Source organism: Stenotrophomonas sp. YJH_SMC_110, assembly GCF_059369255.1.
The window spans coordinates 18,248-37,748 of record NZ_JCAFSM010000014.1; the positions used below are offsets into that span (position 1 = coordinate 18,248).

The window sequence follows — 19,501 nt, forward strand, 5'->3', positions numbered from 1 at the left end:
TAGGCCTGGCCCCGCGGCTTCGATAGGCGGGCCCGGCTTGGGTCTCTGGCAAGCAAGGGTTGGCACGGTGCGCCATATCATGGGCGAATGTGCCGGGCGGAGAGTGCCTGGCATGGCCGCCTGCTGCAACGCCACTGTCATCGATGGTCGTCACCCTGCGGGGCTTTCCAGCCTCGGGGTGTTGGCCGGCCGTGAACAGCGTGAGGATCTGGGAGAAGAGCTACGCGCTGCGCCGACGGCTGCTGCGTGGCTTCTTCCTGCGTCGCGGTTCTGCCAGCGAAGACGCCGAGGACCTGGCGCAGGAGGTGTACCTGCGGCTGCTGCGGGCCACCGGCGAGAATGCCGCAGCGATCGAGAACCCGGAGGCCTACCTGTTCACGGTCGCGGCCAACCTGGCACGCGAGCACGCGCGCGCGCGTTTGTCGCTGCCGCCGCTGGAAGACGTGGATCAGCTGGCCGAAGTGCTGAAAAGCGAAGAAGACATCGAGGGCGAGTTCGAGCGCGCGCAGCGCTGGAACGATATCCGCAGCACCATCGCACGTCTGCCGGCGACCACGCGACGGGTGATGGAGCTGCATTACCGCGACGGGCTGGACTGCCCGGCAGTCAGCCAGCAGTTGCAGGTGTCGGTGCACATGGTGCGCAAGCACATCGGCAAGGGTCTGGAGGCCTGCAGGAAGGCGCTGGGCGCCAGGGAGCACGCATGAACCGAAACGCATCGCCCATGGCCGACGACACGCTCGCCTGCGAGGCAATGGACTGGTTCCTGCGCAATCGCGAGGGAGTGCTGGACGAGGCCGAGCGGGTTGCGTTCCTGGACTGGATGAAGCGCTCGCCCGAGCACGTGCGCGCCTATATGCACGCCCTCGCGCTGCACCGGCAGGTCGGCGAGGCACTGCAATCGCCGTTGCCGGAAGAGGCGCCGGCGCCGCCACGGCAGGCGGCCGCCAAAGTGGTGCCTCTGTTCGATAGTGCCCCCGCCGCGCCGCACGCCGCGCCGCTGCGCCGCTGCACGCGCGGGTGGGTGATGGCTGCCGCAGCCTGCATCGCCCTGCTCGGCGTGGGCCTGGTTCCCCAGCTGATGCCCACCGAACAGCTGTACAGCGCCGACCATGGTGAACTGCGTGACCTGGTGCTGCCTGACCGGACACAGGTGCGGCTCAACGCGGACAGCCGCCTGCGGGTACGCATGGGCTGGTTCAGTCGCAAGGCGGAACTGCTGCAGGGCGAGGCGACGTTCGACATCGCACGCGACCGCCGCCCGTTCCAGGTGCAGGTGAACGGCCTGGAGATCCGGGACATCGGCACAGTCTTCGACGTGTCGCGACGGCTGCAGAGCACGCGCATCGGTGTGGTTTCCGGCGAGGTCGAGGTCTGGAGCCAGGGCGCGGGTGCCCGCCGCCTGGCCCAGTTGGGGCAGGGCCGGGTGGTGCAGGTCGACGCGCGCAGCCATGCGGTGGAGTCCTTGGACATGCCACTGTCGATGCTGCTGGACTGGCAGCAGCGCAAAGTGTCCTTCCTTGACGAACGCTTGGACGAAGTGGCTGCTGCCTTCAACCGGCACAACCAGGTGCAGGTGCGCGTGCTGGACGAGGGCGCGGCATCGGCACGGTTGTCCGGCAGCCTCGATGCGCATCGCATCGGTGCGCTGCAGGCCTTCCTCGAACGTGACCCGCGCTTCGTGGTGAGCCGCGAGGGCGACACAGTGCGGGTTGGCAGCCGCTGAGGCCGAGGTGGCCGTGGACTGTCAGAAAAAATTCATTGAATCCGCGTTCTCCACTTTGGTGGATGCGGGCTCTTACTTGGGAGAAGCCGCTGCCGATCCGCGCAGCGGCGCCTGCTGCCTTCTCTCTTCCAAGGACCCGTGATGCGCAACACGCTCTACCTGTCGATCATCCTCGCCCTGTCTACCGGCAGCATGCCATTGGCCTTCGCCGCCGCCGCCGATGGCCTGGAGGCGCGTGTGTCCACGCCGATCGCGGCACAGCCGTTGGCGCGTGCACTGGAGCAGTTGTCACGCAGTTCCGGGGTGCAGTTCCTGTACTCGGCCGATGGCGATGCCCGCATGGCCGGTGCGGTGCCGCGCGGTGCCACCGTCAGGCAGGCGCTGGATGCACTGCTGGCCGGTACCGGTCTGGGCTACACCGTGGTGGATGGCAATGTCATCGCCATCGATCCGGCACCGGTACGCAACGCGCCGAACCCCGGAGCACCGAAGCCGCGCGAGGCCGAGGCGGTGGTGGCGCCGACCCTGGACACGGTGAAGGTGATTGCCGCGCACGAGGTGATCGACCAGAAGAAGACCTCACCGGTGATCAAGGATTCGGTGGTCTACGACGAAATGGACAGCTACGGCGACGAGACCCTGGCCGAGAGCCTGATGGCCGCTCCAGGCCTGAGTGCGGTGGAGGATGCCGGCGAGCCACGTTACGTGACGGTGCGCGGCGTACAGGCCAATCTCAACTACACCACCATCGATGGCATCGCGATTGCCAGCGTGGGTGGCAGTGGCTCCGGCGAACGCATGAACAACCTGCAGCTGATTCCCAGCGACATCGGCACCCGTACCGACATCTACAAGAGCTTCAGTGCGGAGCAGGCACCGGATGCGATCGGCGGCGTGATCGACATCATCAGCCGCAGTGCCTTCGACCGGTCCGGCAAGTACGTGTTTGCCGACGTGGCAGGTATCTATTCCACGGCCGAGACCAACGTCGAGCGCAGCGCTGGCGGCAACCACGAAACCCTGGGCCACTTCGGCAAGAGCGCCAAGATGGTGTTCTCCAACCAGTTCGGCGCCGGGCAGGAGTTCGGCATCGTTGCGGTGGCACGCTATGAGCAGCGTTCGCGCAACAGCGTCAAGCGCTGGGTGGAGTCGAACTACTACTACAACGACGCCGGCAAGTACCTCACCGACGGCACCACCGGGCCGGATGAGGCCAAGGGTTGGAACGGGCTGCGTGCGCCCGGCAATTTCAGCACCGGCACCTACACCAACTTCATCACCAACTTCGGCGGCTCGGCCAAGCTGGAATGGAAGCCGTCGGACGATCCGTTCTACGCATCGCTGCTGCTGTACTCGTACCGGTTCTACGAGAACTCGACGATGAACAAGACCGATCTGTACGGCAACGCCAAGTTTCCGATCCGCAACCAGACCGAGGACAGCGGCACCACCCAGATCAACAGCATCTACATCAAGAACCGCCACGACCGCTGGGACCGCAGCAACCGTGGCGCCATCGCCAGCTTCAACTGGGACATCGGCGACCGTTCGCGGCTGAGCCTGCGTGGCGGCCATACCGAAGAGACTTTCCACAACAACCAGGTCTACTGGGGTGTGCGCGCCTACCCAAGCAGCCTGTTCGTCGACTACGAGAACGACAGCCACGGTTTCCCCAACGCGGTAGCGGTGTCCGATTCCAGCCTGTTGACCAGCTCGGCGTTCAAGCTCAATCCGGCGCAGGCCTATGTCTCCCCGCGCGATGCCAAGGAGAGCATCGACAACCTGCGCGCCGACTTCAGCTACAACATCGACGCCGATGCGCGTGGCTTCGGCCTGGCCACCGGCGCCGAATACCGCCACCTGAAGATCTGGCAGGACATCGACTTCGACTACTTCAGGAGCAACGCCACGCTCAACGATTACCTGTATCCGGGATCGACGCTGCTGGGCAGCGTGCCGGGCTTCCCGCTGATTGACAACCGCAAGTGGAACGAGGAACTGCTACCGAAACTGGGCAACAACAATGCGGCGTATCCGAATGCCAACTTCACCAGTGACTACAGGTACGTGGAGGACATCACCAATGCGTACGTGTCCGCGCACTACGCCTGGGACCGGCTGCTGCTGATCGGTGGCCTGCGCTATGACCACACCCGCTTCGATGCCTACAGCCCGTTCAGTAATGATGGCGGCACCACCTATACCTCCGCCTTCCGCAACACGAGCGGTGGCTACAACAACCTGTTGCCCTCGTTGAATGCGACGTTCAAGCTGAGCGAGGACCAGCGCCTGCGCTTCTCCGCCAGCCGCACGCTGGGCCGGCCGACGCCGAGCAACATTGCCCAGGCCACCAGCACCAGCTGTGGCGATGACGAGGAGGGCAGGGGCTTCTGCACCATCAAGCAGGGCAATGCGAACCTGCAGCCGCGCCGTTCCACCAACATCGACCTTGCATGGGACCTGTACTTCAACGGCAACAACGGCCTGGTCTCGGTGGCGTTGTTCGACAAGGTAGTCAAGGACGACATCTACACCCTGACCACCTTCGAGAACGTGGGCGATACCCGTTACCGGGTGACCCAACCGATGAACACCGATGAGTCCAGGCTGCGCGGCGTCGAGTTCGTGGTGGCCAACCGCAACCTGCAATGGGGCCGCCAGCGCTTCGACATGTACTTCAACGCCACGCGGCTGGAAGGCAGGACCAACTACCGCATCACCGATGGCACCGAGCGACGCCTGGACCGGCTGCTGTACCAGCCGGACTGGTCGCTCAATGGTTCGGTGATCTGGCGCATGCCGTGGAAGAACTCGCAACTGCGCCTGTCCGGAACCTACCGCAGCCGGATGCTGGTCGACTTCGGCGACACCCAGTGGCTGGATTCGTACTACGACCCGTACATGACCTTCAACATGGCCTTCAGCCACAAAGTCAGCAGGCACGTGACGCTGAAGTACGAAGCCAAGAACCTGTTCAACACCCAGCCGACCTACAGCACCGGCCCGAACGGGCGCTTCCGTACCGAGATCGACGACTACGGCCGCTTCTTCTACTTCCACATCATCTACAACTGAGGGCACAGCCGTGGAGACGATCAATCGCAGGCGATTCCTGGCCCTGGCCGGTCTGTCCGCTGCCGGCGCCTGGATGGGCACGGCACGCGCGCTGGCCGCGCAGGCCGATGCCACCACGCTGAACCCGCGCAACCTGCTGGCCAAGCCGCGCTTTGCCAGCACGCCCTTCACCCTGGGCGTGGCCTCGGGTGATCCCACGGCCGACGGCATGGTGCTGTGGACGCGGCTGGCGACGGAGCCGCTGGTGTTCGGCGGTGGCATGCCGACCCGGCCGATGGTGGTCGAATGGCAGCTGGCAGCGGACGAAGGCATGCGCAAGGTGGTACGCCAGGGTTCGGCGCTCGCGCATCCCGAACTCGGCCACGCGGTGCACGTGGAACTGGAAGGATTGGCGCCCGGACGGCCCTACTGGTACCGCTTTACCGTGGGTGGTCACGCCAGTGCAGTCGGTTGTACCCGCACGCTGCCGGCAGCCGCGGCAGCGGTGGATCGCGTGCGCTTTGTGGTGGCCGGCTGCCAGCACTACGAAGAAGGCCACTACACCGCGTGGCGGCGCATCGCCGAGGAACCGCTGGATTTCGTCTTCCACTACGGTGATTACATCTACGAAGGTGAAAGCCAGCCTGGCCTGCGGAAGATGAACGGCCAGCCGTTCACCAACCTGCGCAACCACGTCGGCCCGCAGACCTACACGCTGGATGATTACCGCCGCCGCTATGCCCAGTACAAGAGCGATGCCGACCTGCAGGCCGCGCATGCGTCGGCACCGTGGTTCGTCACTTTCGATGACCATGAAGTGGACAACAACTGGGCCGGCGCCGAAGACCAGGACGATACGCCCAGCGAAGTGTTCCTGCTGCGGCGCGCACAGGCGTTCCAGGCCTACTACGAGAACATGCCGCTGCGCCGTTCGGCATTCCCGCGCGATGGCCACATGCAGCTGTACCGGCGCGCACGCTACGGAACGCTGATGGACCTGCACCTGCTCGACACACGCCAGTACCGCAGCAAGCAGGTGAACATGGCGCTGCGTGAGGACGTGGAATCGCCGGAGCGCAGCATCGTCGGTGCGAAGCAGGAGCGCTGGCTGTTCGATGGCCTGGCCGATGCCGCACCGCGTTGGCACACCATCGCCCACCAGGTAGCGCTGGGCAACTACATGCGCGAGAAGGACGGCGTGGTGCAGTCGTCCGATGACCAATGGTCGGGTTACCTGGACAGCCGTCGGCGCCTGCTCGACCACATCCAGAAGGTCGGCTTCGGCAACGTGGTGACCGCCTGTGGCGACGCGCACCGGCATTACGCCAGCGACCTGGTGCAGGACCATCGTGATTCGGGCGTGGTCTCCAGCGAGTTCCTTGCCACTTCGATCACTTCGGGGGCCGATGGCCAGGGCGTGGACGCTTACGCCCGCAACCAGCTTGCGCACAGCCCCAATCTGAAGGCGACCACCGACAAGCGTGGCTATGTGCTGTGTGATGTCACCCGCGATGCGTGGATCGGCGACATGAAGACGCTGGATACCGTGATGCAGCCCAATGGCGCGCTGCAGAGCTGGAAGCGCTATGCGGTGGAGCATGGCCGGCCGGGGTTGCAGGAGGCCTGAGTCTATCGGTCTGCGCTGTAGAGCCGAGCCCACGCTCGGCTGCATTTTTTCGGGGCAATGCGACCTGGGCGAAAGCAGCCGAGCATGGGCTCGGCTCTACAGGGATTCTTCAATCGTGCTCGAACCGCAGCGGTTCGGTGCCCATCGCCGGGTCACTGGTGCCGGGGCGACCATCCTCGGCGCGGCCGGCCAAACGCAGCACACTCCCACCCGCGCTGATGCGCAGGTCATACCAGCCGGCGGTAGGCGTTGCATCCCACGCCAATGAAGTCTGCGCATGTGCGGGCAGCGCCAATGTCTGTTCGGGCATGTGTCCTGCATAGGCGCCGCCATGCACGCGCACCTGCTGTGCACTGTCACCCAGATTGCGCAGGTGCAGCCGCAGCTGGCCATCCGCGCGATCGATTGAAGCCTGCACGGCAGGAGCCTTGGCCGCACCCTGGAAGTGGCGGTGGAAGCCGTTCGGACCGAGCAGCCACAGGTCATAGCGGCCCTGGGCGTCCAGCGGCCAACGCTCGCGCAGCGGCATGCCCGGCAGCAGCGTGTAACGGCGCGGCACCGCCTCCAGCCGCAGCCGATCGTAGACATGCAGCACTGCCGCTGCGCCCTCGCAGGACAACGCCAGGTCAACGCCCGCGACGTCGACCGCAGCAATCGATGCCTGCGGTCGATAGGGAAGGGCACGCGCCGGGCGTACACCGCTTTCCTGTTTCGCTGGCTTCAGCCCCTCTGGCAGCGCGGGCACGGTGCGCCCCGGCAAAGCAGCGGCGCGTGCGGCCACCGCGCTCACGTCGGGCAGGCCGCGGACGAACGGGCGGGTATCGCGCTGGGCAAAGTCGAACGCAGTGCTGAGGTCGCCGCAGACCGCGCGGCGCCACGGCGAGATGTCCGGCGCGGACACACCAAAGCGGCGTTCGATCAGTCGAATGACCGAGGTGTGGTCGTACACCTGCGAATCGACCCAGCCACCGCGGCTCCAGGGCGAGATCACGTACAGCGGCACGCGCGGGCCCAGCCCATACGGGCGGCCGCGCAGTTCGGCGAAGTCGTACTTCTCATCTCCCGGTGCCGGATGGCGGTGGTACTCGCCTTCAGTGCTGACCGAGGACGCACCCGCCCAGCCACCGTCCACCGGCGAAGGCGGTGCCGGTGGTGGCATGTGGTCGAAGAAACCGTCGTTCTCGTCGAACATCAGCAGCAGGGCGGTGCGGCTCCACACCTGCGGATCGGCGGTCAGTGCATCCAGCACGCGTGCGGTATAGGCCGCGCCCTGGGCCGGGCTGGAGGGGCCGGGATGCTCGCTGCCGGCCGCGTCGGCGATGATGAAGCTGACCTGCGGCAGGCGTCCGTCGATGACGTCCTGGCGCAGCTGCGCCAGGCCACGCGTGCTGACCCCGCGTGCGCGCAGCTGCGGGTCATGCCCCGGCGCAGCGCGGTAGGCCTGGCGGAACGCCTCGAAGCCGGCCAGCGGGTTGTCGGTGAAGTTGTCGGCCATGTCCTGGTAGATCTGCCAGGATACCCCCGCCTTCTGCAGGCGTTCGACATAGCTGGCCCAGCGGTACGACGCAGGATGCCCGCCGTGCTCGGGGAAGTTGTCGTGCGAGTTGGCGATCACCGGGCCGCCGGCGCGGGCGGCAGCATCGTTGTGGCCGGTCCACAGGAACACCCGGTTCGGGTTGGTTCCGGCCTGCATCGCGCAGTGGTAGGCGTCGCAGATGGTGAAGGCATCGGCCAGGGCGAACTGGAAGGGCAGGTCGCTGCGCTGGAAGTAGCCCATCGAGTGGTTCTGCTTGGCTTTCGGCCATTGCCCCATGCGTCCGTGGTCCCAGGCCCGCTGTGCATCCGGCCAGGTGTGCGGCGTGCCTTCCACGCGCATGTAGCCGAAGTGCGCGGCGGTATCCAGCGGGAACGGCGCGATCGCGCGCTTGCCGCTGGCATCGGGCTGCAGCCACAGGCTGCGCGCGCGGGCGCCGGCCTGCAGTGCCTGCGCCGGAGCGACGAAGCGATCGCCGAAACCCCGCACGCCCGGCAGCGTGCCGAAGTAGTGGTCGAACGAACGGTTCTCCTGCATGAACACCACGATGTGCTGCAGGTCTTCCAGGCTGCGGGTTTGCGCGGCGGGGGCGATCGCGGCGGCCCGGGCGATGCTGGGCAGCAGCGGGGAAAGGCCGGCGGCAACGCCGGCCTGCAACAACCGGCGTCGGCCGATATCGGTCACGGGCTCACTCACAGGTCCACACGGAAGGAGATGCCGACGGTGCGCGGAGCGCCGATGAAGGCGTTGTCGCGGCCGTCCACCCCCGCAAGATACCGCTTGTCGGTGAGGTTGCTCACCACCAGGTTGGCACCCATGCCCTTCAGGCGCGGCGACAGGCCCTGCAGGTCGAAGCCGATGTTCGCGTTGAACACGGTGGCCGAGGGCAGCTTGTTGACGTTGGCGGCGTCGAGGTAGCGGGTGCCCAGGTAACGGCCGGACAGGCCGAAGTTCCAGTTCTCGCCCTGCCAGTCCGCCGAGAGTACGAGGGTCTGTTCGGGTTGGCCGATCACCTTGGCGCCGTCGACGATGCCCAGCTGGGTATCACGCGCGGCATCGCCACTGCCCAGGTACTTGGAGCGGTTGTAGGTATAGGCGGCGTTGAGGCGCCAGCCGTTGTCCCAGCCATAGCCGAACGCCGCTTCCAGGCCGTTGCTTTCCACGCCGCCGAAGTTCTCGTAGACGCCGTCGGTCTCGCCCAGGTAGTCGATGCCGCTGACGAAGCCGGCCGGCAGGTAGACGATGCGGTTGTCGAACTTGATGTTGTACAGCGTGACCGAGGCGGTCAGGGGCCAGCGGCTGATGCGCATGCCCATTTCAATGTTGTCGGCGGTCTCCGGCTCGACGTTGCGGAAGCGCTGCGGGTCGGTCTCGCCGAGCACGCCGGAGGGGATGGCGGCGAAGTTCTGCGAGAAGCCCGCGAACAGCTCCATGCCTTCCACGCCGGGCGCCCAGGTCAAGCCGGTGGACAGCAGCGGATCGGACCTGGAGTCGGATGTGACGTGCTCGCTGGCACCGATCACGCGGCGGCGCGACTGGTCCACGAAGAACTGCTTCACGCCGAGGCGCGCGCTGAACGGGCCGAAGCGGGCCACGTCCTCGACGTAGTACATCTGTTCGTCGACCTTGTACTTGTCCTCGAACTGTACCCAGTACGGCTGGTGGTCGAAGGCGATGTCCTGGCCGACGTTGAGCAGGCGATGCCAGTCGCGGCGTGCCGAACGGTCCAGCTTCTCCACCCACAGGCCGCCGCGGATCGTGTTGTCGACTGCGCCGAAAGTCTGGCGCCATTCGACGTCGGCGGTAGCGCCCATGCGGTCGTTGTCGTAGTGGGTGTGGCGATACGACTGCGCGCCCAGCACGTTGCCGGCGTAGCAGTTCGGATCGTACTCGGCGGTGAAGCCCAGGCGCGGGCTGCAGCTGGCCAGGCGCTGCGCTGCACTGCCATCGGGATTGACGAAGAAAATCTGGCCACGGTTGCTGCCGCCGTACACGGTCTTGCCACCGAGGTATTCCGACTCCGGGCGACCGGCTCCGTCATCGCTGACCTGCGCCAGATACGGTGGCAGCCAGTCGCCGCGGCCTTGCATGCGGTGCCCGTAGGCGGCCACCGAGGCCTTGAAGCCGTTGCCACCGTCGAAGGCCGCGCGCAGGTAGCCGAAGGTGTTCTCGCGCAGCGCACGCGAGCCGGAACGGTAGTTCTGGTCCAGGTAGGGAATGCCGGTGAGGGTACCGACCAGGTTGTCGCGATCCGGATTGGTCGCGAAGCCCTTCGGTGAGACGCTGGTGTACTCCGGCTCGTCCGCATCGTTGTAGGACAGGTAGCCGGTCAGGGTCCAGCGATCCAGTTCGGTGATGAACTTGCCGGCGATGTGGTCATTGCTGGTCTTGCCGCTGCCATCGATCCAGTCATGCACGCGCGCCGACGAGGCACTGACCCAGGCGCGGGTGTGGCCGCCGAGCAGGCCGGTGTCGTAGCGCACGTAGTACTTGCGTGCCTCGTTGTCACCGGCGCCGACCACGAAGCGCAGGCGGCTGTCCTGCAGCGGATCGCTGGTGAGGAAGTTGAGCGTGCCGCCCAGGGCCTCGTTCGAGCGCGAGGAGATATCGGCAGTGCCCTGGCTGACTTCCACCGTTTCCAGGTCGAGGGTGTCGATGTAGCGGTTGGCCAGCGAGCCGCCGCCGTAACCCGAGCCACCATTGGGCAGGCCGTCGATAGTGGTGCCGATCTGCTGGGTATCACGGTTGGTGACGAAGCCACGCATGCTGATCTGCGTGCCCCACACCGACGAGCCGGTGGCATCGGCCTCGCTGACCACCACGCCGGGCACTTCGTTGAGCGCGTCGTTGACGCTGCTCATCACGGTCTGCCGGTTCAGCGTTTCCGCACGCACGGAAGTCTTGGCATAGCTGGTGGCCTGGCCGATCACCTGCACCTGGTCGAGGGTGCGGGCCTCACTGCTGCGCGCTTCAGCGGCATCGCCCTGCGGTGCTTCGGCCAGGGCGTCCAGTGCGGGAGCGATCAGCAGGGCAAGCAGCGAGACACGGGGAAAGCGCGCAGACGTTCGCATCGAGACCGGACCTTCAGAGCAGGGAAGCCCCGGAGTGTCGGCAGCGCCAATGACATCGGCATGACGTGGCGATGCAGGAATCGTGTTCTGCGACGGCCGGCACCCGCCGCCTGCTTCAGTACCGTGCGTCCTTGGGCTTCGGGTCACGCGGCCAGTCCTTGCCCTTGTTGGCGAAGTCCGGCCGCGGCTGGTTGATGAAATAGCCGGCGATGTCCACCGCATCCTGGTCCGGCATCACCTGCTGCCCCAGCGGCGGTGCGCGGGTCACTGCCGGTGGCATGTTGTGCTTGATGAAACCGGCCGCCTTGTACAGGCGCGCCATGCCGGCACCGATGTTGAAGCTGTGGTCGCCCCACAGCGGCGGGAAGGCGATGTCACCGCTGGCATCGCGTCGGCCTTCGCCGTTGTCGCCATGGCAGGCGGCGCACTGCACGGCATACAGCGCCTGGCCGCGGACCGGGTCCGGAGTCAGCGTGCTGTCGATGGGGCCCTCACTGGGCGCGGCCACTTTTGCACCCTCTGGCACCGGGCTGCTCAGCCACGCCATGTAGTCGAGCATCGCGCGCATCTGCGGTGCGTCCTTCGGCAGCGGCTTGCCGTTCATCGAGCGCTGCAGGCAGCCATTGATGCGCTCGGTCAGCCCGATCACCTTGCCCGGGCGCGGCATGTAGCGCGGATAGGCACCGCCGCCGGTATTGAAGTAGTGGTTGCCGAACGGTCGCTTGCCCTCGGCCATGTGGCACGAATTGCAGTTCAGATCGTTGCCGACGTTGTCCGGAAGCAGGCGCGCGGTCTCGTTGAGGATGCGCCGGCCGAGCATCACCGATTCGGCATTGCCCAGTCCGGCGATCTCCTCGGCACTGGGCGCGTGGTAGTGGGCGACCACCTTGCCCTGTGCATCGAGGATATCGATCGTACTGGCTACGGCGGCATCCAGGCCCGGGTGCAGGTGACGATAGGCGAGGGTGCCCGCACCGGCCAGCAGCACCACGGTGATCGCACTACCGAGCAGCAGGCGGGAACGTTTGCGCGAACGCTTCATCGTGCGGCCTCCTGCGGAACGAAGTGCACCGGCTTGTCACGCACCACCCGGCGCATGCGTGCCACCTCGACCTCGCTCACCGCGCTGGCCTGGTTGCCCCAGCTGCTGCGGATGAAGGTCAGGATCTGTGCCAGCTGCGCGTTCGGCAGCTGCTCGAAGCCGGGCATGGTGAAGGCCATGCGGTCGTGCGGGGTGTGCGGGGTGCGACCCCCGATCAGGGTCACCTGCACCAGCGAACTGGGATCGTCGGCGAACACGATCGAGTTGCCTGCCAGGGCAGGATAGACGCGTGGCATGCCGCGCCCGTCGGCACGGTGGCAGGCCTGGCAGTGCTCGGCATAGGCCAGCGAACCGGCCACGCGATAGTCGCCACTACGCAGCGCGGCGGTGGTGGTGTCGGTACCAGGCGACCACTGCGCACTGCGTCCCTCACGCGCCGGCAGCTGCTTCAGGTAGCGCGCCATGGCCAGCAGGTCAGCGTCGGACAGGTACTGCGTGCTGTGCTCGACCACGTCGGCCATGCCACCGAAGGCTGCCGATCGATCGGTGCGCCCGGTGCGCAGGAAGTCGACGATCTCGCCCTCGCTCCAGCTGGCCAGGCCGGTCGATTCATTGCGCAGGTTCTTCGCATACCAGCCTTCCAGCACCGAGCCGGACAGGAACTGGCGGCTGCCATCGTCGGCCATCGCCTTCTCCTGGAACGCCAGCCCACGTGGTGTATGACAGGCGCCGCAGTGGGCCAGGCCCTCAACCAGCTCAGCGCCACGCTGCTGGCCCACATCCAGCGACGGATCCGGGTTGAAGCTGCGCGGGCGCGCGAACAGCAGCTGCCACCATGCCAAAGGCCAGCGCATGTTGGCCGGCCATGGAATCGTGCTGTCGGCGTTGCTTTGCTTCACCGGCTGCACCGAGCCCATGAAATAGGCATACAGCGCCTTGATCTCGGCATCGCTGGCGATCACGTACGAGGCATACGGCATCGCCGGATACAGCGGCTGGCCGTCGTGGCGGATGCCGCGGCGGACCGCGCGTTCGAAATCGGCGTAGTCGTAGGCACCAATGCCGGAGTCCGGATCGGGGGTGATGTTGGTCGAATAGATCGTGCCCATCGGCGTCTGCATGCCCAGGCCACCGGCGAACGGCTTGCCGCCCGGCGCGGTGTGGCAGGCCGCGCAGTCGGCGGCACGTGACAGGTAGCGCCCCTGCGCGATCAGCGCCGGATCGTGGATGTCGACCTGCGCGGTCTGTCGCGGTGCGAACCAGTAGGGCGTGCTGCGGGCGATGCCGTAGGTGGCGGCCACCGTGGCGGCCAGGGCAATGGCGAGCTTGAACGAGATGCGCATGGCGGCACTGTGGGCACTCCCGGGCGCGCGTTCATTGATCCGGATCAATGACTGAACGGATACAGCTTTTACACCAAACTGAATCGTTCCTGCGTTGTCATCAAGCCGTCATCCGTGCGCGATAGATGGCCGGTCTATTGGGCGTTACCGTCCCAATCTGTCTGATTCATCCCTATGACGTGATATGAAGCGCCTGCTGCTGTTGTTGCTGGCGTGCGCCGGCCTGTGGCTGGCTGCATGCTCATCCTCGATCAACGCCTCGTCCACCTCACTCGCCGATCAGCTGATCGCGCCGGGTGGCGTGTCGACCCTGCTCGATCGTCCGCGCATCGCCGCGGCCATCGCCGAACTGCCCAACCGCCATGGCTTCGCGGCGGGCCGCGATGGCGTGCCGATCTTCTGGCGCGTATTCGATCCGGGCGACTACGGCGCGCGTTACCGCTACCTGCCGCAGCGCCACGAGAACGGCCTGCCGCTGGATACCGGCCTGAGCCTGGCCGTGCCGCAGCCGTTCCGCGCGCAGGCGCCGCGCGGCACCGTGGTGCTGCTGCATGGGTGGATGATGAACGGTGATTCGATGCTGCCATGGTCGCTGCAGCTGGCCGAATCCGGCTACCGCGTGGTCACGCTCGACCTGCGCAACCACGGCCAGTCCGGCACCGGCCCGTCCGGCTATGGCACCTATGAGTCGGATGACGTGGTCGATGTGATCGGCGAGCTGCGCGCGCGCGGCGAAGTGACCGGGCCCCTGTACCTGTTCGGTGTGTCCTATGGTGCGGCCACGGCGGTGTTCACCGCCGACAAGCTGGGTGACCAGGTCGAAGGCGTGGTGGCGATGGAATCGTTCGCCAATGCCGGCGTGGCGATCCGCACCATGATCCCGCACCTGATGGGGCTCCAGCCGGAAGGCCTGAAGGCGCAGGCGGTGGCGTCGTACGCGCGCTGGCGCTACGGCGGCCAGGACATCAACCAGGTGATCGCCGCCGCCAGCCGCCGCATCGACGTCGATCTGGACCGCGTGGACGTCGCGCGTGCGTTGGCCGATACCCGCGCCTGCGTGCTGTTGCTGCACGGGCAGGGCGACCAGCACATTCCGGTCAGCCAGGGCCGCGAACTGGCCCAGGCCAACCCGCGCGCGCACTACATCGAAATGCGCGGCGAGGACCACATCACCCTGCCGCTGCGGCTGGACCTGCTGGCGGGCGTGGTCGATGACTGGATGGCGCGCGACGAGCACCATCCGCAGAGCGCGTGCCCGGCACCGCAGCTGCCGGCCCAGGCTGAGTGGCTGGCGCGCAGCTGAGAAAAAGGGGACGGAGGGGATTAAGTCGTTTCCAGGCCAGGTGTGCGGGAAACGACTTAATCCCCTCCGTCCCCTTTTTCTGTCAGGCCACGCGTCGTGCCAGTGCGCGGGCAGACGCCGCGACGCCGAGCAGCAGCGCGGCCACGCACAGGAAGGCGAAACCGAGGCTGGTGGCATGCGCCAGTGCGCCGATCGCTGCCGGACCGGCGAGGATGCCGGCGTAACCCAGTGTGGTCACCGCGGTGATGGCGATGCTCTCCGGCATCACCCGCTGCTGGCCCGCCATCGAGAACAGCGCCGGCACGATGTTGGCGCAGCCCAGCCCGACCAGTACGTAGCCGGCCAACGCCACCGGGAACGAGGGCACCAGCGTGGCCAGGGTAAAGCCCGCCGCAGCGGTGATGCCGCCGATGACCAGCGTGCGGGTCCGGCCGAGGCGCTCGACGATGCCGTCGCCGAACAGGCGCATCGCGGTCATCGCCAGGGTGAACAACGCAAAGCCGGCCCCGGCCTGGTCGCGCGGTACCTGCCGCACTTCCGCCAGGAACACCGCACTCCAGTCCAGCATTGAGCCCTCGGCAAGGAACACCACGAAGGCCAGCACGCCGATGAACAGGACCACGCCGTGCGGCAGCGCCAATAGCGGGCCTTCGTGCAGGATCCGTTGCGGACGCCAGTGCGGTGCCGACAGCACGGCAACCAGCAGCAGCGCGGCCACCGAAAGCAGCGCGGCCAGCCACAGCGGCGTGCCGAGGATCAGCAGCCCGGTCATGCAGCCGGCGCCGACGAATCCACCGATGCTGTAGAAGGCGTGGAAGCCGGACATCATCGCGCGTCCGGCGTCGCGCTCGACCGCCACGGCCTGCATGTTCATCGCGCAATCCAATGCACCGACGCCGGCGCCGAACACGAACAGCGCTGCGCCCAGCGCCACGGGCGAGGGTGCCAGCACCAGCAAGGGCAGGGCGCCCAGCATCATCGCGCAGGTGATCACCATCACCCGACGGCATCCCAGTCGCCCCGTCAGCGCACCTGCCAGTGGCATCGCCAGCAACGAACCCAGCCCGAGGCACAGCAGCACGGCGCCGAGACTGGCGTCGGACAGCCCGGCCTTGGCCTTTGCGTAGGGCACCATCGGCGCCCACGCGGCGGTGGCGAAGCCGGGAATGAAGAAGGCGGCACGGGTGGCGTGCTGCTGGGCACGTGGGGATGAAGGCGTCATGCGCGATGCGAAGCTCCGGGAGAGCTCCATGAAATCGTTATCAGGCCAGGTCGGCAAGTGCCATGCACGACATCAAGCGACGCATACGATTGCAGTGACCCGATTGCGTCACCAGCGATTAACGCCACGCACGGACAGTGGCTGCACAGTCGGCATCCCGCCGGCCGCTGCCGGAGACCTGTACATGAGCACGACACCGACCATCCTCCTTGTCCATGGATTCTGGGGCGGGGCCGCACATTGGGCCAAGGTGATCCTGGAACTGCATCGCAACGGCCACGACCGCGTGCAGGCGGTGGAACTGCCGCTTACCTCGCTGGCCGACGACGCAGGACGCACCCGGAAAATGATCCGGCAGATCGACGGGCCGGTGCTGCTGGTCGGCCACTCCTACGGCGGCGCGGTGATCAGCCAGGCCGGTAGCGAGCCCAACGTGAAGGGCCTGGTCTACATCGCTGCCTTCGCGCCTGATGCCGGCGAGAGCCCCGGTGGCATCACCCAGCAGCACCTGCCGGAGGCAGCGCCGAACCTGGCACCGGACAGCGATGGCTACCTGTGGCTGCGTGCGGACAGGTTCCATGAGAGCTTCTGCCAGGACCTGAGCGCCGACGAGGGCCGGGTGATGGCGGTGACCCAGAAGGCGCCGTTGGCGAGCACTTCGGTGATGCGGTCAGCGATCCGGCCTGGAAGCACAAGCCGAGCTGGTACCAGCTGTCCCGCCAAGACCGCATGATCGCGCCGGACAACCAGAAGGCCATGGCCACGCGCATCCAGCCCAAGCGATTGCTGGAGCTGGATGCCAGCCATGCCTCGCTGGCCTCGCAGCCGAAGGAAGTGACCGCGCTGATCCTGGAGGCCTGCGCCGCCATCGGCGGCTGAGCCCGCGCGGCGCGTCGCACCGCACGACAGGATTCCACCTTCGGCGAGATCACCAACCCGGCCACGCAGGCCAAGGTGGTACATCGCACCCAACCGTATTGGTTGCTGGATGCGATGGCGCGTTATGAATTCAGTGATCGCCTGTCGGCCACGCTCAACGTCAACAACCTGCTGGACAAGCGCTACTACACGATCTTCAGCTGGTACAGCACCTACACCTGGGGTGAGCCGCGCAATGTGCGGCTGGCGATGACGTACAGGTTCTGACGCGGGTCCTGTAGAGCCGAGCCCGCGCTCGGCTGGCTGTCACACCGCAGCCGAGCGTGGGCTCGGCTCTACGGAAATGCGCCCGCGATGCTTTGCGGCATCGCGGGCGTTGTGGTTACAGCGGCAGGTCGAACACCAGCACTTCGGCGTCGTTGCCGTTTTCCAGGGTCAGCTGCGCTTCGTCGCTGACCTGCAGTGCATCACCGGCTTCCAGGGTGATGCCATTGACCTGCAGCTGGCCTCGGGCAACCTGCACATAGGCACCACGGCCATTGCCGAGCGCGTGGTGCAGCTTCTGGCCGCCATCGAGGATGGTGGCGAAGATGCGGGCATCCTGGTGGATGCGCAGCGAACCGTCGGCACCGTCCGGCGAAGCGATCAGGCGCAGCTGGCCGCGCTTGGTCTCCGGGGCGAAGTGGGTCTCCTCGTAGGACGGCGTGATGTTCTCGCGGTCCGGGAAGATCCAGATCTGCAGGAAGTGCACGGTCTCGTCGGCCGAGTGGTTGAATTCGCTGTGGCTGACACCACTGCCGGCACTCATGCGCTGCACGTCGCCGTAGCGCAGCACCGAGCCGGTGCCCATCGAGTCCTTGTGCTCCAGCGCGCCGCCCAGCACATAGGAAACGATCTCCATGTTGCTGTGGCTATGGGTGCCGAAGCCCTGGCCGCCGATCACCTTGTCTTCGTTGATCACCCGCAGCGGGCCGAAGCTGACGTAGCGGGGGTCGTAGTAGTTGGCGAAGGAGAAGGTATGGCGCGAGGACAGCCAGCCATGCTCGGCCAGGCCACGGGTAGCGCTCTTGCGGATCTGCAGCATGATGGAATCTCCTTGTTCGATGGTTTCGATGGGGCGGGGTGAGGCGGTAGTTGCCGTGTTTCCCCGTTGGAGAGAAGTATCTGCTTGCGCCCGGGGTTTGAAAAACGGATAGTTTTGACGGCCATCATCGAAAAATTCGAATGCTCAAGCTCAGCCTCGATGCCCTGCAGATCCTGGATGCCATCGACCGCCGCGGCTCTTTTGCCGGCGCCGGCAAGGCGCTGCACAAGGTGCCCTCGACCATTTCCTACACTGTGGCCAAGCTGGAGGAGGACCTGGGCGTGCAGCTGTTCGACCGGGTCGGCCCGCGTGCCGAACCGACCGAGGCCGGACGCGCCCTGCTGGACGAGGGTCGGCATCTCCTGCGTGCGGCCCGCGAGCTGGAGCTGCGGGTGCGCCGGGTGGCGTCGGGCTGGGAGACCGAACTGACCCTGGCGGTGGACTCGGTGTTCCCGACCTGGCTGCTGGGCCCGGACATCGCCGCGTTTCGTGAGGCGGAGGCGCCGACCCGGCTGCGGCTGATCGGCGAGGCCTTGTCCGGCACCTGGGAGGCCCTGCTGGACCGCCGCGCCGACCTGCTGGTCGGGGCGCCGGGCGAGGGGCCCAGTGGCGGTGGTTACGTGGTCGAGCCGCTGGGCACGGTGGAGTTCGTGTTCGCGGTCGCACCGGATCATCCGTTGGCCAAGGTGCCGGGCGTGCTCGGTCGCGAGCAGCTGGTCGAGCACTGCGCGATCGCCGTTTCTGATTCGGCGCGGCGGTTGCTGCCGCGCACGGTGGGCCTGTTGATGGGGCAGGAGATGCTGACCGTGCCTGACATGGCCAGCAAACTGAAGCTGCAATGCGAAGGTGTGGGCTTCGGCTTCCTGCCCGAGCCGTGCGCGCGCGCTGCAGTGGCGCGTGGCCAGCTGGTGATCCGCGAGGTGGAGGAACACAAGCCGGAGGAAACGTTCTGGCTGGCCTGGCGCACCGGCGAGGACGGCGCGGCACTGCGGTGGTGGCGCGAGCGCCTGCGCAGGCCGGAGCTGCTGTCGCAGTGGTGGCAGGCAATGGCCAAGGGGTAGGGGTTTGGCAGGGCTGCGCCCTGCACCCGCCGAGGCCAAAGCAACAGCAACAGCAACAGCGTGCATTCCGTGAGGTGGTGGGTTGGGTCCGGCTGCGGGAGACGCCGTAAACCCCCAGGCCGGCCCAGCCGCTGGCGGCTGTGCGTTCGGGCGCTTGCGAAGCAGTGCTTCGCAAGCAAAGCGCCCTCACCCATGGGGGCTTGGCCGCGGCATCCATGCCGCGGACACTCCCGCAACCGGACCCACCCCGCCTTCGACAGTTTTCCGCGATCTGTCGGAACGGCGTACTGCTCTGGTAGGTGTCGACCTTGGTCGACACGGTAGATCCACGTCATGCGTGGATGAATTCACTCGATATCTGACAGATGTGTCGACCAAGGTCGACACCTACCAACAGCCGCGTGAACCTGTCGAAGGTGGGGCGGTGTCGGAGTGCGGGGTGTCAGCCGCATGGATGCGGCTGCCAAGCCTTATCTGATCGGAATCTGGCAGCGTAGGTGTCGAGAGCCGGCGTGGGCCGCCGTGTAAGCCTGGATCTCGACGATCGCCATGTAG

The 19,501-nt window shown here is 66.6% G+C and carries 12 protein-coding genes and 2 pseudogenes; 8 read left to right on the plus strand and 6 right to left on the minus strand.

Annotation, left to right across the window (positions count from 1 at the left end):
• Window positions 1-191: 191 nt before the first annotated feature.
• From AC5P6H_RS18810 to AC5P6H_RS18825, 4 genes are all read left to right on the plus strand, one after another.
• Complete coding sequence (locus AC5P6H_RS18810) at window positions 192-707, plus strand: RNA polymerase sigma factor (protein WP_041863300.1); 516 nt, start codon at window positions 192-194, stop codon at window positions 705-707.
• Window positions 704-1,726, plus strand: coding sequence for a FecR family protein (locus AC5P6H_RS18815; protein WP_126411923.1), 1,023 nt, complete (start codon window positions 704-706; stop codon window positions 1,724-1,726). Before AC5P6H_RS18810 ends, AC5P6H_RS18815 begins: the two co-directional genes overlap by 4 nt.
• A 141-nt stretch (window positions 1,727-1,867) precedes the next feature.
• Entirely contained in the window at window positions 1,868-4,801 is a 2,934-nt protein-coding gene (locus tag AC5P6H_RS18820) for a TonB-dependent receptor (protein WP_495202957.1), read from the plus strand.
• A 10-nt stretch (window positions 4,802-4,811) separates the two neighbouring features.
• Window positions 4,812-6,407, plus strand: coding sequence for an alkaline phosphatase D family protein (locus tag AC5P6H_RS18825; RefSeq protein ID WP_180834888.1), 1,596 nt, complete (start codon window positions 4,812-4,814; stop codon window positions 6,405-6,407).
• A 109-nt stretch (window positions 6,408-6,516) separates the two neighbouring features.
• On the opposite strand, the gene AC5P6H_RS18830 is transcribed toward AC5P6H_RS18825, so the two are convergent.
• From AC5P6H_RS18830 to AC5P6H_RS18845, 4 genes are all read right to left on the minus strand, one after another.
• Entirely contained in the window at window positions 6,517-8,625 is a 2,109-nt protein-coding gene (locus tag AC5P6H_RS18830; RefSeq protein WP_069117229.1) for a phosphocholine-specific phospholipase C, read from the minus strand.
• Between the two features lie 8 nt (window positions 8,626-8,633).
• Complete coding sequence (locus AC5P6H_RS18835) at window positions 8,634-11,012, minus strand: TonB-dependent receptor domain-containing protein (RefSeq protein ID WP_495202958.1); 2,379 nt, start codon at window positions 11,010-11,012, stop codon at window positions 8,634-8,636.
• Window positions 11,013-11,127: 115 nt separating this feature from the next.
• The gene (locus tag AC5P6H_RS18840; protein WP_014646731.1) at window positions 11,128-12,054 is read right to left on the minus strand and encodes a c-type cytochrome; all 927 of its coding nucleotides are present in this window, start codon (window positions 12,052-12,054) and stop codon (window positions 11,128-11,130) included.
• The gene (locus AC5P6H_RS18845) at window positions 12,051-13,397 is read right to left on the minus strand and encodes a c-type cytochrome (protein ID WP_495202959.1); all 1,347 of its coding nucleotides are present in this window, start codon (window positions 13,395-13,397) and stop codon (window positions 12,051-12,053) included. Before AC5P6H_RS18845 ends, AC5P6H_RS18840 begins: the two co-directional genes overlap by 4 nt.
• 184 nt (window positions 13,398-13,581) lie before the next feature.
• Between AC5P6H_RS18845 and AC5P6H_RS18850 the strand changes: the two genes are divergently transcribed.
• Window positions 13,582-14,700 (plus strand): alpha/beta fold hydrolase, encoded by a 1,119-nt coding sequence (locus AC5P6H_RS18850; protein ID WP_014646733.1) that lies wholly within the window; start codon window positions 13,582-13,584, stop codon window positions 14,698-14,700.
• A gap of 82 nt (window positions 14,701-14,782) precedes the next feature.
• On the opposite strand, the gene AC5P6H_RS18855 is transcribed toward AC5P6H_RS18850, so the two are convergent.
• On the minus strand, window positions 14,783-15,922 hold the full coding sequence (locus AC5P6H_RS18855) for an MFS transporter (RefSeq protein WP_032957729.1): 1,140 nt from the start codon (window positions 15,920-15,922) through the stop codon (window positions 14,783-14,785).
• A gap of 184 nt (window positions 15,923-16,106) precedes the next feature.
• On the opposite strand from AC5P6H_RS18855, the pseudogene AC5P6H_RS18860 reads away from it, so the two are divergent.
• Window positions 16,107-16,801: pseudogene (locus tag AC5P6H_RS18860) on the plus strand (alpha/beta hydrolase).
• 24 nt (window positions 16,802-16,825) lie between these two features.
• Window positions 16,826-17,068, plus strand: a pseudogene (locus AC5P6H_RS18865) (TonB-dependent receptor domain-containing protein); the annotation flags it as partial.
• Window positions 17,069-17,183: 115 nt separating this feature from the next.
• Here the strand turns inward: AC5P6H_RS18865 and AC5P6H_RS18870 are convergent.
• Window positions 17,184-17,885, minus strand: coding sequence for a pirin family protein (locus AC5P6H_RS18870; RefSeq protein ID WP_014646736.1), 702 nt, complete (start codon window positions 17,883-17,885; stop codon window positions 17,184-17,186).
• A 140-nt stretch (window positions 17,886-18,025) separates the two neighbouring features.
• Between AC5P6H_RS18870 and AC5P6H_RS18875 the strand changes: the two genes are divergently transcribed.
• Window positions 18,026-18,946, plus strand: coding sequence for a LysR family transcriptional regulator (locus AC5P6H_RS18875; protein ID WP_046429929.1), 921 nt, complete (start codon window positions 18,026-18,028; stop codon window positions 18,944-18,946).
• Window positions 18,947-19,501: the final 555 nt, after the last annotated feature.

Coding starts and splice junctions, on each gene's coding strand:
- AC5P6H_RS18850 (WP_014646733.1), top strand. CDS start 13,582: ATGAAGCGCCTGCTGCTGTTGTTGCTGGCGTGCGCCGGCCTGTGGCTG.
- AC5P6H_RS18835 (WP_495202958.1), bottom strand. CDS start 11,012: ATGCGAACGTCTGCGCGCTTTCCCCGTGTCTCGCTGCTTGCCCTGCTG.
- AC5P6H_RS18845 (WP_495202959.1), bottom strand. CDS start 13,397: ATGCGCATCTCGTTCAAGCTCGCCATTGCCCTGGCCGCCACGGTGGCC.
- AC5P6H_RS18840 (WP_014646731.1), bottom strand. CDS start 12,054: ATGAAGCGTTCGCGCAAACGTTCCCGCCTGCTGCTCGGTAGTGCGATC.
- AC5P6H_RS18815 (WP_126411923.1), top strand. CDS start 704: ATGAACCGAAACGCATCGCCCATGGCCGACGACACGCTCGCCTGCGAG.
- AC5P6H_RS18855 (WP_032957729.1), bottom strand. CDS start 15,922: ATGACGCCTTCATCCCCACGTGCCCAGCAGCACGCCACCCGTGCCGCC.
- AC5P6H_RS18870 (WP_014646736.1), bottom strand. CDS start 17,885: ATGCTGCAGATCCGCAAGAGCGCTACCCGTGGCCTGGCCGAGCATGGC.
- AC5P6H_RS18875 (WP_046429929.1), top strand. CDS start 18,026: ATGCTCAAGCTCAGCCTCGATGCCCTGCAGATCCTGGATGCCATCGAC.
- AC5P6H_RS18820 (WP_495202957.1), top strand. CDS start 1,868: ATGCGCAACACGCTCTACCTGTCGATCATCCTCGCCCTGTCTACCGGC.